We start from the raw sequence: 12,719 nt of genomic DNA, 5'->3' as shown, positions 1-12,719 counted from the left end.
TTGCTTCGAGTGCACTCCAAGGTCTTAGCGTGGAGGCATGACGGTGATGGAGACCACTTCGACCCGGGCCGATATCTGCGCCTCCGCCCCCTCGGCGCACCCGCGCCCCGACGGGCAGGACCGCTACACGATCAGCGAGGTCGCCGCGTTCACCGGCCTGACCGCCCACACCCTGCGCTGGTACGAGCGGATCGGGCTGATGCCGCACGTGGACCGGTCGCACACCGGCCAGCGCCGCTTCAGCAACCGGGACCTCGACTGGCTCGCCTTCGTCACCAAGCTGCGGCTGACCGGGATGCCGGTCGCCCACATGGTCCGGTACGCCGAGCTCATACGCGAGGGCGACCACACCTTCGAGGAACGGCAGGAACTGCTGGAGGCGACCCGCCGTGACGTGAGGACGCGGATCGCGGAGCTCCAGGACACCCTGGCCGTACTGGACTACAAGATCGACTTCTATGCGGGCGCCCGTGCGGCGCCGGAAGGGCCCAGTGCCTGATGACTGACAACAAGATCGCCACCGTCGAACTCGGCCGCGGCGGCCCCCGGGTCGGGGTCCAGGGCCTCGGCTGCATGGGCATCAGCGAGTTCTACGGCGACACCGACGAGGCGTCGGCCCGCGAGACGCTGGAAACGGCGCTGACGGCGGGCGTCACCCTCTTCGACACCGCCGACATCTACGGCAGCGGCGCCAACGAGACCTTCCTCGCGCCGTTCGTCGGGGCCCACCGCGACGAGATCACCCTCGCCACGAAGTTCGGCATCGAGCGGCGCGAGGACGACCCCGACTACCGGGGCGTCAACAACAGCCCCGCCTACATCCGCAAGGCCGTCGAGGCGAGCCTGCGCCGCCTGAACACCGACGTCATCGACCTGTACTACATGCACCGCCACGACACCGCCGTCCCGTTCGCGGAGTCCGTCGGCGCCATGGCCGAGCTGGTCCGGGAGGGCAAGGTCAAGCAGCTCGGGCTCAGCGAGGTCACCGGCGCCGAACTGCGCGAGGCGCACGCCGTGCACCCGATCGCCGCCCTCCAGTCCGAGTGGTCCCTCTTCAGCCGGGACGTGGAACGCAGCGCGGTGGCCGCCGCCGCCGAGCTGGGCGTCACGGTTGTGCCGTACTCGCCGCTGGGCCGGGGCTTCCTCACCGGGTCCTTCGCGGACGCGGGCAAGGAGCTGTCCCAGGGCGACTTCCGCGCCTCGCAGCCCCGCATGACCGGCGAGAACGCGAAGACCAACGCGGCCCTCCTGGAGCCCGTTCACAAGATCGCCGCCGCCCACGGCGCGACCGCCGGGCAGGTCGCGCTCGCCTGGGTGCAGCAGCGCGCCCAGGTCCACGGCATCACCGTCGTCCCGATCCCGGGCACCCGCAAGAGCCACCGCCTCCTGGAGAACGTCGGCGCCACCCGCCTGACGCTCACCGACGACGAGCTGGCCCTCCTCGAACCGATCGCCGGACAGGTCGCGGGCGACCGTTACCAGGACATGAGCCTGACCTCCCTCGCGCGCGAGTAGCGCGGAGTAGCGTCCGTACGAGGAAGCGACAGAGGAGGCAACCGCATGGCGATCAAGCGGATGGACAACGTCGGCATCGTCGTCGAGGACCTGGACGCGGCCGTCGCGTTCTTCCAGGAACTCGGCATGGAGCTGGAGGGCAAGGGCGAGGTCCAGGGCGGCTTCGCCGACCAGTGCACCGGCCTCGACGGTACCCACTGCGAGATCGCCATGCTCCGGACCCCGGACGGGCACAGCCGCCTGGAGCTGGCGAAGTACCTCAGCCCCGCGCTGATCGACGCCCCGCGCGACCGGCCGCACAACGTGCTCGGCACGCACCGCGTCATGTTCGCCGTGGACGACGTCGAGGACACGGTCGCCCGGCTGCGCCCGCTCGGCGGCGAAGTCGTCGGCTCCATCGCGCGGTTCGAGGACACCTACCTGCTCTGCTACCTGCGCGGCCCGGACGGCGTCATCGTCGGGTTGGCGGAGGAGCTGGGCGGGAAGAGGTAGGGCCTGCCCGCTGGATCAGCCCTGGGCGTACGCGCCTTCGGCGATCGACGCGAACGCGCTCAGTGACTCGGTGCCCGGGGCGAAGTAGCCCGTGTGCCCCTCCGCGTCGTCGGCGGGCACCCGGCGGGCGCCGAACCCCGGCGACGCGGGGTCCGCGCCGTGGCCGAGCCCGGCGAACTCGACGTGCGGGACCTTGCCGATCCAGTCGCCGGGGTCCTTCGCCGCCCACACCCGCGCCCCGGTGCGCAGACCGGCCACGCTGTCCGCGCGCATCCCGGGAGAGCCGAGGACCACCAGGTCGGCGACGCGCAGCCGGTGCGCCGCCAGGCCGCAGACGACCGAGCCGTAGCTGTGGCAGAACACCGCGGCGACCGGCACCCCGGCGGCCTCCAGCCCGTCCGTGAACCGGGTCAGCCGCACCGAACCGGCCTCCGCCAGCGTCCCCCGGGCGGCATCGAGCCCGAGGCCCACCGGGGTGGTGTACCCGGCCCAGGCGATGACGGCGGTGCCCGGACCCGTACGGGCGTACAGCGACCTGGCCATACCGGCGGGGGTGCCGTACACGTCGGTCGTACGGTCGAAGGTTCCGGCGTCGATGTCGGAACCGGGCACCACCACGGACACCCGCCGGGCGGTCGCCAGGTCGCCGAAGACCTCCGCGACCTGGCCCCGGCCGCGCGGGTCGAACGCCAGGAAGCGGCGGGCCGGGTCGTCGGCGAGGTGGGCGTAGCGGGGGTCGTGCGAGGCGTGCAGGGCAAGGGCGTTGGCCCGGTAGCGCAGTTCCACGGGGGCGCCGTCGAGGTTGCCGACGACGAGCGGATGCCGTGCGGCCAGGGCCTGTTGCTCGGCGTCGGTGAGACTCGCGAAGAACCGGGCCGTTTCGGCGGGCGAGTCCCGCTCCGGGTCGGGCAGTTCGCGGCCCAGCGTGTGGTCGGCCCGCCAGGACGCCGTGCCCGGCGGCGGGCCCGTGACCGCCTGCTGGGCGTTGGCCGTCACCCATCCCGCCGTCCCCGACACCACGGTGACCGCCAGCGCGGCCGCGACCAGGGTCCTCGCGTAACGCCGCATCCGCCCCGCCCTCCCTCTCCGGCCCAACCGGCCGGTCCCCGCACGCCGTTCGGCGCGACGGGAGGAAGGTAGGAACGCGGTGGGTGCGCGGGCGTCACACCGGGGAGCCAACTGCCGTGTGATACCCGGGTAGGGGGTGGGGCGGGTGCGTCAGGCGGAGCCGGGGACGACGAGCCCCGCCTCGTACGCGAAGATCACCGCCTGCGCCCGGTCCCGCAGGGAGAGCTTCGCCAGGACGCGCCCGATGTGCGTCTTCACCGTCTGCTCGGCGAGCACCAGCTTCCCGGCGATCTCCTGGTTCGACAGCCCGCGCGCGATGAGTTCCAGGACCTCCGTCTCGCGCGGCGTCAGCCCGTTGAGCCGCAGTGTCGCGCCGCCCCGGGCCGCCGCCGAAGGGCCCTGCTTCGCAAAGTCGGCGATCAGACGGCGCGTCACGGACGGCGCGAGCAGCGCGTCGCCCGCCGCCACCACCCGGACCGCCGCGATCAGGTCGGCGGGCGGCGCGTCCTTCAGCAGGAAGCCGGACGCCCCGGCCCGCAGCGCCTCGTACACGTAGTCGTCCACGTCGAACGTGGTCAGCATCAGCACCCTGGGCACATGGACCACGCCCGGTGGCGGTTCCAGCAGTGCGCGGGCCGCCGCGAGGCCGTCCATCTCGGGCATCCGGACGTCCATCAGGACCACGTCCGGGTGGACCCGGCGGCTGACCTCGACGCCCTGGCGCCCGTCCGGCGCCTCACCGACCACGTCGATGTCCGCCTGCGCCGCCAGCAGGGCCGCGAAACCCGCCCGCACCATGGCCTGGTCGTCGACGATGATCACACGGATGGGCACGGTTCCTCCGGACTCAGGGGGCGTCGTCGGGCCCGGCCGGGGACAGCGGCAGCCGCGCGGCGACCCGGAACCCCCCGTCCGGCAGCGGCCCGGCGTCCAGTGAGCCGCCCGTCAACCGTACGCGCTCCCGCATCCCGACCAGACCGTGGCCCGTTCCCGCCGACTCCAGCGGCGAAACCGGCTGCTCCGGCGGGCTGTTGACGACCAGCACCGTCAACTGGCCCCCGTCCGAGGTGACCGAGACCCGCGTCGGTGCCCCCGGCGCGTGACGGACCACGTTCGCCAGCGCCTCTTGAACGATCCGGTACGCAGACAAGTCAACGGCCGGCGGTACGTCACCCAGATGGGCAGCCAGCGACAGTTCGGCGGGCAGCCCGGCCCGTACCGTCGTCTCCACCAGCTGCTGCAAGCGGTCGATCCCGGGCTGCGGGGCCCGCTCGCCCTCCGCACCGTCCCCGCGCAGCACCACGAGCAGCCGCCGCATCTCGGTCAGCGACTCCCGCGCGCTCGCCGCGATCGTCCCGAACTCCTCGCGCGCCTCGTCCGACAGCTCCGGCAGCCGGTAGGGCGCGGAGTCCGCCTGGACGGTGATCACGGACATGTGGTGGGCGACCACGTCGTGCAGCTCCCGGGCGATCCTGGCCCGCTCCTCCAGCAGCGTCCGCCGGGCGCGCTCGGCCTCGCTGACGGTCTCCTGCTCGGCGAGCCGGCGCTGTGCGACGCGCCGTTCCCGTACCGCCGCGCCGATCACCAGCACCACGGCCGCGAACAGGGGCAGCAGCAGCGCGCTGCCGTTGCTGCGGTCGGCGCGGACCAGGTGGAGGATGAGGCTCGCCGCCGCGGTCGCCAGCCAGACGGCGACGAGCACCCGCCGGGACCGGCGCAGGGCCAGCGCGAGGAGCAGGAAGAGGCAGGCGATCAGCGGCGCGGGCGGCCACGGCCAGACGTCGTACTCGCGGGCCGGCTTCCCGAGGAGCACCAACGCGCCCGCGATGTCCGCCGGGAAGACGATCCACCAGGCCCACAGCGGCGACCGCGCCAGCATCAGCAGGGGTCCGCACTGGGTGACGGCGAGGGCGAGGGCGACCCCGATGTCGAGTCCGTACTGATCGCGGAGATTGGCCAGGGTGACGGGAAGGAAGAGCACCGTCAGCGCGACGGCGGCCGCCTGCGGCAGGAACCTCGTCCACCCGGTGGGGTGCGCGGGAGCGGGCGCGGGTATCGGCTCGGTCATCTCGGGCGGCGGCCGGTCACAGCTCGGCCAGGAGCTGCGCCTTCTTGGCGCTGAACTCCTCATCGGTCACCAGGCCCGCCCGGTGCAGCTCCCCGAGGTGGTGGATGCGCTCCGCGATGTCGGCCGGATCGCGCCGGGCGGCGGCGGTGAGGGGAGCGGCGGCCGGGGGCGCGGACTGCTTCCTGCGTACGGATTCGAGGACGGCCGCCGCGAAGGGCAGCGACTCGTGGACCGGGCCGTAGCCGAGCCCGAAGATCACCGCCGCGGGGTCCTGGTCGGCCCGGGCGGGCCGGGGTATCACCGGCTGGACGCCGGTGGCGGTCCCGCCCGTCGCGGGGCCGCTGAGCCCTCCGGACGCGTGGACCACCGCGTCCGAGCCCCTGGGCAGCAGCCGCAAGTAGCCCTCCAGGCCCTCCGGCGAGCGCCACTCGACCCCGCACAGATCCGTGACCGGGAACGTCTGGTCGCCGGCCTTCCACTTCTCCGAGGAGGCGCCCGTCCAGAACCAGCGGAACGAGATCCGCTCACCGTCGAAGCCGGCCCGCCCGTCGTACGCCTTGAACTGCATCGGGGCCTCCGGGGCCGCGACCAGGAAACGGTCCGCGGGCTCGTCCGCGTCCGCGCCGATGCAGGCCCGCAGCTCGTCCGCGTAGTACTCGGCCAGGGTCTCGCGCGCGGCGGGGAGCACCAGCCGGTACGGGTCGCAGCCGTCCTTGAGCTGCCCGGCGGCGGCTTCGAGGAGTGGATCGGCCCCGGGGCGCGGGACGGCGCGCAGCACCACCGTGCCCCGCTTGCCCGGGGTCAGCGTCACCGACGACAGCGCCGCGTGCGGGACGCGGCGCTCGCGGAGGCTCTGGAGGAGTCTCGGCGTGCGGATACCCCGTTCGTAGCGGATGAGCACGGAGTCGGCGTCGAACTCCCAGGTGGCATGAATTCCGGCCAGCACATCACCCATGCGCCTCATCGTATGCGGCACTTGCCCGCCCCGTCCCCTCTCGGAGTCGACCGCTTCCGGAGGCCGGACGCGGTGTCTCTACGCGCGTCAGGCTGTCGAGTTGGCGTACACCCCGTCGTTGCAGGTGCTGTCGGCCGTCGCACAGGTCACCGACGTGTACGCGCCAACTCCGATCGCGGCGAAGTTGTCCAGGCTCTCGGTGCCCGGCTCGAAGTAACCGCTGTGGCCGACCGCTCCGTCCGCCGAGACGACCCGGGCGCCGAAGCCGTGGTCCACCGGATCCGCCCCGTGGCCGAGGCCGCCGAACTCCAGGTTCGGCACGTCCTCGATCCAGTCGCCGCTGTCCCGCATCGCCCACACATGCGCCCGGGTGTGCAGCTGACCTGCGTTGTCCGCCCGCATGCCGGGGCTGCCGGCCACCGCGATGTCCTCGACCCGGCCGGGCAGCCTGCTCGCGGCGACCCCGCACAGGACGGAGCCGTAGCTGTGGCAGAACAGCGAGACGGGCGCCGGTCCCGGAAGGGCCCGGACGAGCGCGTCGAGCCGGACCGCCCCACGCTCGGCGAGATTGCCGAGGGCGGCGTCCATGCCGATGCCGACGGGCGTCGTGTAGTCGGCCCAGGCGATGACGGCGGTGCGCGCCCCGGGGCTCGCGGCGCGCTCGGCGGCGTACAGCGACTTGGCCATGCCGACGGGCGCGGCGTTGGTCTTGGGCCCGGTGCGTTCCAGGGTCAGCAGATTCGTGTCGACTCCGGGCACGACGAGCGAGATGCGCCGGGCCCGGTCCAGGTCGCCGAACACCTCGGCGGCGAGCCCGCGCCCCGACGGGTCGAACGCCAGGAAGTGGCGGTCCCGGGCGAGCATCGACCGGAAGCGGTCCAGGCGGTGCTGGGCCTCGGCGCGGCCGGACGCGGAGAGTCTGGTGTCGTGGACGCGTTTGCGCTCGACCGCGCTCGCCTGCCCGATCGCCCGCCGGTTCGCGCGGTAACGGGTGGTGACCGGGGCGCCGTTGAGGTTCCCCACGACGAGTGGGTACCGGTCGGCGAGGTGGGCGCGTTGCGCCGGGGTCAGCGTGGCGAAGAAGTGCGCCAGCTTGTACGGCGGGGTGTCGGCGTCCGGCAGCGGCTGTCCCGCTATCGACCCCTTGGCCCAGGCGGCCAGCGCGAGCGCGCGGGAGTCGCCGGAACGCTGATGGTGCACGGCGGTCCAGCCGGTCGTCGCGAGCATCACGAAGACGACCGCGACGGCGAGCAGTGCGCGCCAAGCGGTGAGCGTGGGAGAGGAGTCGAAGGAAGTCACTCCGGACCACCCTAGGAGACGGGTGGAGCCGGTTCGGGAGCAGGGTGACGTACATCACCCGACTGTGCGGAAGGACACGGTGATTGCCTCACCCTGTGTACGGCCCTCCGGCACGCTCCGCGCCTTTCGCGTCAACTCTGTGCGGACAGTCACCTTTCGGAGTGGATCCGGCCGCCGACCCTTCCGATTACTCTCCGTAACGGCGCAGGGTGGGTGCAGGGAGATCCACACCGGTGGACGACCCGCATCAGCCGGATCCGCCTCATCGGCGGTTCCCTCACGGCAGTTTCATCATCACGGGGGTTCAACTCGCATGCGTACGACCGTTGCCGCGGCCTTCCTGGCCGTCACCGCCCTGTTCCTGTCCGCGCCCGTCGCGTCCACCACGCCCGCGAAGGCCGCCGCGCCGGTCTCCCTCGGGAACTGCGCGAGCGGGCAGCTCTGCCTCTGGTCGAAGCCCGACTTCACCGGCGCCCGGCAGACCCATGAGCTGTCCACCATCGACATCGAGAGCTGCGTCCCGCTGAAACCCGGCACCACCGCCCAGGCCCTCGCCAACCGCACCGGCCGGCCCGTCACCACCTACCAGTCCGCCGAGTGCCAGGAGACCGGCGAGTTCGAGACGTACCCGGGCGGCGGCACCTGGCTGCCCCGCTCGCCGTACCAGGTGCGCGCCTTCAAGGTGTGGGAGAACTGAACGGGCCCGGACGCGCCGCGGGGCGGCGGCACCCTTCCCGGGTCCCACCGCCCCGCACCGGGCCGGTCTCCGCGCCCGCGTTACGCGTCGCCGCCCGCGGCCCCCGGATCGGCCGAGGCCACGTCCAGCAGGTCGTAGCGGTCGACCGCCGTCTTCAGCGCCGACCGGTCGATCTTCCCCTCCTTCGCCAGCTCCGTGAGCACGCCGAGCACGATCGACTGCGCGTCGATGTGGAAGTACCGCCGCGCCGCGCCCCGCGTGTCCGCGAACCCGAACCCGTCCGCGCCCAGCGACTGGTACGCGCCGGGCACCCAGCGGGCGATCTGGTCCGGCACGGACCGCATCCAGTCCGACACCGCCACGAACGGCCCCTGCGCCCCGGACAGCTTGCGCGTCACGTACGGCACGCGCTGCTCCTCCTCCGGGTGCAGCAGGTTGTACCGCTCCACGTCCACGGCCTCGCGCCGCAGCTCGTTCCAGGAGGTCGCCGACCAGACGTCCGCCTTCACGTTCCACTCGTCGGCGAGGATGCGCTGCGCCTCCACCGCCCACGGCACCGCCACACCGGACGCCAGGATCTGGGCCGGGATCTCGCCCCTCTCCCCGCTGCTGTAGCGGTAGACGCCCTTCAGGATGCCCTCGACGTCGACATCGGCGGGCTCCGCCGGGTGCTGGATCGGCTCGTTGTAGACGGTGAGGTAGTAGAAGACGTCCTCGTTCTCCTCGGGCGTCCCGCCGTACATCCGGCGCAGACCGTCCTGCACGATGTGCGCGATCTCGTACCCGAAGGCCGGGTCGTAGGCCACGCAGGCCGGGTTGGTCGACGCCAGCAGCTGGGAGTGCCCGTCGGCGTGCTGGAGCCCCTCGCCGGTCAGCGTCGTCCGGCCGGCGGTCGCGCCCAGCACGAAGCCGCGCGCCAGCTGGTCCGCCATCTGCCAGAACTGGTCACCGGTGCGCTGGAAGCCGAACATCGAGTAGAAGACGTACACCGGGATCAGCGGTTCGCCGTGCGTGGCGTAGGCCGAACCCGCGGCGATCAGCGAGGCCGTGCAGCCCGCCTCCGAGATGCCGTCGTGCAGCATCTGCCCGGTCGGCGACTCCTTGTACGCGAGCAGCAGATCGCGGTCCACCGACTCGTACTGCTGCCCGAGCGGGTTGTAGATCTTCGCGCTCGGGAAGAAGGCGTCCATGCCGAACGTGCGGTACTCGTCGGGGGCGATCAGCACGAAGCGCTTGCCGATCTCCTTGTCCCGCATGAGGTCCTTCAGGATGCGGACGAACGCCATGGTGGTGGCGATCGACTGCTGGCCCGAGCCCTTCTTCGCGGCCGCGTACGTCTTGTCCTCCGGCAGCGGCAGCGGCTTCGCGCGCACCACCCGGGTCGGGACGTAGCCGCCCAGGCCCTTGCGGCGGTCGTGCATGTACTGGATCTCCTCCGAGTCGCGGCCCGGGTGGTAGTACGGCGGGTTGCCGTCCTCCAGCTCCTTGTCCGCGATCGGGATGTGCAGCCGGTCCCGGAACCGCTTCAGGTCCTCGGCGGTGAGCTTCTTCATCTGGTGGGTCGCGTTGCGGCCCTCGAAGTTCGGCCCGAGGGTCCAGCCCTTGACCGTCTGCGCCAGGATCACCGTCGGCTGGCCCTTGTGGGCCTTGGCCGCCGCATAGGCCGCGTACACCTTGCGGTGGTCGTGACCGCCGCGCCCCAGGTGCAGGATCTGCTGGTCGGACATGTCCTTGACCATCTCGCGCAGCCTCGGGTCGTCCCCGAAGAAGTGCTCCCGGATGTACGCGCCGGTCTCCGTGGCGTACGTCTGGAACTGCCCGTCCGGCGTCGTGTTCAGCTTGTTGACCAGGATGCCCGTGCGGTCCTGCGCCAGCAGCGGGTCCCAGGACCGGTCCCAGACCAGCTTGATCACGTTCCACCCGGCGCCCCGGAACTGGGACTCCAGCTCCTGGATGACCTTGCCGTTGCCGCGCACCGGGCCGTCGAGGCGCTGGAGGTTGCAGTTGACGACGAAGGTCAGGTTGTCCAGGCCCTCGCGGGCGGCGATGGACAGCTGCCCGAGCGACTCCGGCTCGTCCATCTCGCCGTCGCCGAGATACGCCCACACATGCGAGTCCGAGGTGTCGGCGAGGCCGCGCGCCTCCATGTAGCGGTTCATCCGCGCCTGGTAGATCGCGCCGAGCGGGCCGAGGCCCATCGACACCGTCGGGAACTCCCAGAAGTCCGGCATCAGCCGCGGGTGCGGATAGCTGGACAGCCCGTTCGGCGCCTTCGACTTCTCCTGGCGGAACGCGTCCAGCTGCGCCTCGCTCAGCCGGTCCAGCAGGAAGGCGCGGGCGTAGATCCCGGGCGAGGCGTGTCCCTGGAAGAAGATCTGGTCGCCGCCGAGACCGTCGTCCTTGCCGCGGAAGAAGTGGTTGAAGCCGACGTCGTACAACGAGGCCGAGGAGGCGAACGTGGCGATGTGACCGCCCACGCCGATCCCCGGACGCTGGGCGCGCGAGACCATCACGGCCGCGTTCCAGCGGGTCGCGTTGAGGATCTTGCGTTCGATCTCCTCGTCGCCGGGGAAGAACGGCTCGTCCTTCGTGGCGATCGTGTTGACGTAGTCCGTGCTGCGCATCTCCGGCACGGCGACGCGCTTCTCGCGCGCTCGCTCGATGAGCCGGAGCATGAGATAGCGGGCCCGCTCACGGCCTCGCTCGTCGACGGCGGCGTCGAGGGAGTCGAGCCATTCCTGGGTCTCTTCGGGATCAAAATCCGGGACCTGACTCGGAAGGCCGCCAATGATGATCGGGTTGCGATCGGATCCGGAAGCCACGCTGTTCCTTCGCTGTTCGGTGCTGCGCTTCGGGGCCTGTTGCGGGAGTCCTGCCCCCGGGCATGAGGATGTGTACGCCATCCCCATCGTGTACCGCTGAAACGCGTACGTCATCTCTACCGAGAGGTAACCGCGAACGCGTCCCCGGCCGGGCTCCGCCGGGGCGGATGGACGGCCGCCGAGTGGGTATCGGTGCAGGCAGAAGGTGTCGGACAGGACGGGGCAGGCAGGATGGGAGGGGACGGAACGCCACCATACGCCCAAGGCGTGCAAGTGTTCCCAAAAGGCTGCTCGGCTCCGAATGCCGGACCGAAACGGCATAAGCTGTCCAAGGACGTAGGACACGACAGGAAGTGGAGGAGGACGCGGGCCCTCGCAGGGAGGCTGCCTGAAGGACGGCGACGTGACAGGAAACGTCACCGTTTAGGCGGTCTCGTACGCTGGGTACTTGCGCGATCCGCCGCTCCCGTGTGGACTACGGCCAACGCCCCGCGCACGCGCGTGGCTGAAGCATTTTCCGAACATGATCAGGAGGCAACCCGTGAGCGCGACCGCGGACCACGCGGAGGAGCGGACCAACCCGGCGGCACGCCTGGGGTTCGAGCCCGGACAGGTGGTCCAGGAGATCGGCTACGACGACGACGTCGAGCTGGAGCTCCGTGAGGGCATTGAGGCCATTACCGGCCAGGATCTCGTCGACGAGGACTACGACGACATCGCTGACGTCGTCCTGCTGTGGTTCCGCGACGAGGACGGCGACCTTACGGACGCGCTGGTGGATGCCATTGGTCTGCTCGAGGACGGCGGCGTGGTCTGGCTGATGACGCCGAAGACCGGCCGCGACGGATACGTCGAGCCGAGCGACATCAACGAGGCCGCCCAGACCGCAGGGCTCGCCCAGACCAAGAGCGTCAACGCGGGCAAGGACTGGTCGGGAAGCCGTCTCGTCACGCCCAAAGCGGCCAAGGCCAAGCGCTGACCCCACCAACCCCTGAAGGCCCCCGACGGCATCGCGCCGGCCGGGGGCCTTCGTACACCCGCTTCGCACATCCGCCGCCTCGCACACGCGTGTGCCGGATACCCGGTGGCTTGATCCGCTCGTGGGCGGGAAGCTTTCCCGGGCGCCGTACGGGCGCCCGGGGGGTCTGCGTAGGGTGGGGGTCACCCGGACAGCCCAGCCCGGTGACGTAGTGAAGGGACGCGTTTCATGGCGATCGAGGTCGGCACCCAGGCCCCGGATTTCGAGCTGAAGGACAACCACGGCCGGACCGTGAAGCTCTCCGACTTCCGTGGCGAGAAAAACGTGGTGCTCCTGTTCTACCCGTTCGCCTTCACCGGCGTCTGCACGGGCGAGCTGTGCGCGCTCCGCGACGAGCTGCCCACGTTCGAGAACGACGACACGCAGCTGCTGGCCGTGTCCAACGACTCGATCCACACCCTGCGCGTCTTCGCCGAGCAGGAGGGCCTGGAGTACCCGCTGCTCTCCGACTTCTGGCCGCACGGCGAGACCTCGCGGGCCTACGGCGTCTTCGACGAGGAGAAGGGCTGCGCGGTGCGCGGCACCTTCATCATCGACAAGGAGGGCGTGGTGCGCTGGACGGTCGTCAACGGCCTGCCCGACGCGCGCGACCTCAACGAGTACATCAAGGCGCTCGGCGCCCTCTGATCCGGCTCCGGGCGGATCGCGGGCCGAACCGGGGCGGAAAGCCTGTTTCGGCCGGGAACCGGTCACTAGGATCCACTCGTTGATCGGATGTCAACACGACGTGGAGGCGCCGGCACCGGCCGGCCCCCAAGAAACCA

Annotated in this window: 12 protein-coding genes; 6 read left to right on the top strand and 6 right to left on the bottom strand. The window is 71.5% G+C overall.

Translation table 11 applies throughout. The annotated features are described in order from the left end of the window. Window positions 1-37: 37 nt before the first annotated feature. From AMK18_RS17060 to AMK18_RS17050, 3 genes are read left to right on the top strand one after another with little or no spacing between them, the layout of a single operon-like run. Entirely contained in the window at window positions 38-499 is a 462-nt protein-coding gene (locus AMK18_RS17060; protein ID WP_018103334.1) for a MerR family transcriptional regulator, read from the top strand. Next, complete coding sequence (locus AMK18_RS17055) at window positions 499-1,515, top strand: aldo/keto reductase (protein WP_073863436.1); 1,017 nt, start codon at window positions 499-501, stop codon at window positions 1,513-1,515. Before AMK18_RS17060 ends, AMK18_RS17055 begins: the two co-directional genes overlap by 1 nt. Before the next feature lie 45 nt (window positions 1,516-1,560). Next, window positions 1,561-2,007: a VOC family protein gene (locus AMK18_RS17050; protein ID WP_073863435.1), complete on the top strand. Its 447-nt coding sequence runs from the start codon at window positions 1,561-1,563 to the stop codon at window positions 2,005-2,007. Window positions 2,008-2,022: 15 nt separating this feature from the next. On the opposite strand, the gene AMK18_RS17045 is transcribed toward AMK18_RS17050, so the two are convergent. The 5 genes from AMK18_RS17045 to AMK18_RS17025 form a co-directional block, all read right to left on the bottom strand. After that, window positions 2,023-3,075 carry an alpha/beta hydrolase gene (locus AMK18_RS17045; protein WP_073863434.1) on the bottom strand — a complete coding sequence of 351 codons (1,053 nt, stop codon included), beginning with the start codon at window positions 3,073-3,075 and terminating at the stop codon, window positions 2,023-2,025. A gap of 150 nt (window positions 3,076-3,225) precedes the next feature. Beyond that, window positions 3,226-3,909 (bottom strand): response regulator, encoded by a 684-nt coding sequence (locus AMK18_RS17040; protein ID WP_018103338.1) that lies wholly within the window; start codon window positions 3,907-3,909, stop codon window positions 3,226-3,228. A gap of 13 nt (window positions 3,910-3,922) precedes the next feature. After that, on the bottom strand, window positions 3,923-5,143 hold the full coding sequence (locus tag AMK18_RS17035; protein ID WP_073863433.1) for a sensor histidine kinase: 1,221 nt from the start codon (window positions 5,141-5,143) through the stop codon (window positions 3,923-3,925). A 16-nt stretch (window positions 5,144-5,159) separates the two neighbouring features. Beyond that, the gene (locus AMK18_RS17030) at window positions 5,160-6,098 is read right to left on the bottom strand and encodes a DUF4429 domain-containing protein (RefSeq protein ID WP_073863432.1); all 939 of its coding nucleotides are present in this window, start codon (window positions 6,096-6,098) and stop codon (window positions 5,160-5,162) included. Window positions 6,099-6,185: 87 nt separating this feature from the next. After that, the gene (locus tag AMK18_RS17025; RefSeq protein ID WP_073863431.1) at window positions 6,186-7,397 is read right to left on the bottom strand and encodes an alpha/beta hydrolase; all 1,212 of its coding nucleotides are present in this window, start codon (window positions 7,395-7,397) and stop codon (window positions 6,186-6,188) included. 313 nt (window positions 7,398-7,710) lie between these two features. On the opposite strand from AMK18_RS17025, the gene AMK18_RS17020 reads away from it, so the two are divergent. After that, the gene (locus tag AMK18_RS17020; protein WP_018103342.1) at window positions 7,711-8,094 is read left to right on the top strand and encodes a peptidase inhibitor family I36 protein; all 384 of its coding nucleotides are present in this window, start codon (window positions 7,711-7,713) and stop codon (window positions 8,092-8,094) included. Window positions 8,095-8,174: 80 nt separating this feature from the next. On the opposite strand, the gene aceE is transcribed toward AMK18_RS17020, so the two are convergent. Continuing rightward, window positions 8,175-10,916 (bottom strand): pyruvate dehydrogenase (acetyl-transferring), homodimeric type, encoded by a 2,742-nt coding sequence (gene aceE, locus AMK18_RS17015; RefSeq protein ID WP_073863430.1) that lies wholly within the window; start codon window positions 10,914-10,916, stop codon window positions 8,175-8,177. A 541-nt stretch (window positions 10,917-11,457) separates the two neighbouring features. On the opposite strand from aceE, the gene AMK18_RS17010 reads away from it, so the two are divergent. Beyond that, window positions 11,458-11,895, top strand: a complete 438-nt coding sequence (locus tag AMK18_RS17010) for a DUF3052 domain-containing protein (protein WP_018103344.1) — start codon at window positions 11,458-11,460, stop codon at window positions 11,893-11,895. 228 nt (window positions 11,896-12,123) lie between these two features. Continuing rightward, window positions 12,124-12,582, top strand: coding sequence for a peroxiredoxin (locus AMK18_RS17005; RefSeq protein ID WP_018103345.1), 459 nt, complete (start codon window positions 12,124-12,126; stop codon window positions 12,580-12,582). Window positions 12,583-12,719 lie beyond the last annotated feature (137 nt).

Source organism: Streptomyces sp. CB01249 (assembly GCF_001905735.1).
Classification (GTDB): domain Bacteria; phylum Actinomycetota; class Actinomycetes; order Streptomycetales; family Streptomycetaceae; genus Streptomyces.
The sequence above is the reverse complement of the archived record's forward strand: the minus strand, read 5'-3'. Positions and strand labels throughout refer to the sequence as shown.

What these genes read in the sequence shown, in the direction of transcription:
- AMK18_RS17045 (WP_073863434.1), bottom strand. Translation starts at nt 3,075, where the DNA reads ATGCGGCGTTACGCGAGGACCCTGGTCGCGGCCGCGCTGGCGGTCACC.
- AMK18_RS17035 (WP_073863433.1), bottom strand. Translation starts at nt 5,143, where the DNA reads ATGACCGAGCCGATACCCGCGCCCGCTCCCGCGCACCCCACCGGGTGG.
- AMK18_RS17005 (WP_018103345.1), top strand. Translation starts at nt 12,124, where the DNA reads ATGGCGATCGAGGTCGGCACCCAGGCCCCGGATTTCGAGCTGAAGGAC.
- AMK18_RS17020 (WP_018103342.1), top strand. Translation starts at nt 7,711, where the DNA reads ATGCGTACGACCGTTGCCGCGGCCTTCCTGGCCGTCACCGCCCTGTTC.
- AMK18_RS17060 (WP_018103334.1), top strand. Translation starts at nt 38, where the DNA reads ATGACGGTGATGGAGACCACTTCGACCCGGGCCGATATCTGCGCCTCC.
- AMK18_RS17055 (WP_073863436.1), top strand. Translation starts at nt 499, where the DNA reads ATGACTGACAACAAGATCGCCACCGTCGAACTCGGCCGCGGCGGCCCC.
- AMK18_RS17030 (WP_073863432.1), bottom strand. Translation starts at nt 6,098, where the DNA reads ATGGGTGATGTGCTGGCCGGAATTCATGCCACCTGGGAGTTCGACGCC.
- AMK18_RS17050 (WP_073863435.1), top strand. Translation starts at nt 1,561, where the DNA reads ATGGCGATCAAGCGGATGGACAACGTCGGCATCGTCGTCGAGGACCTG.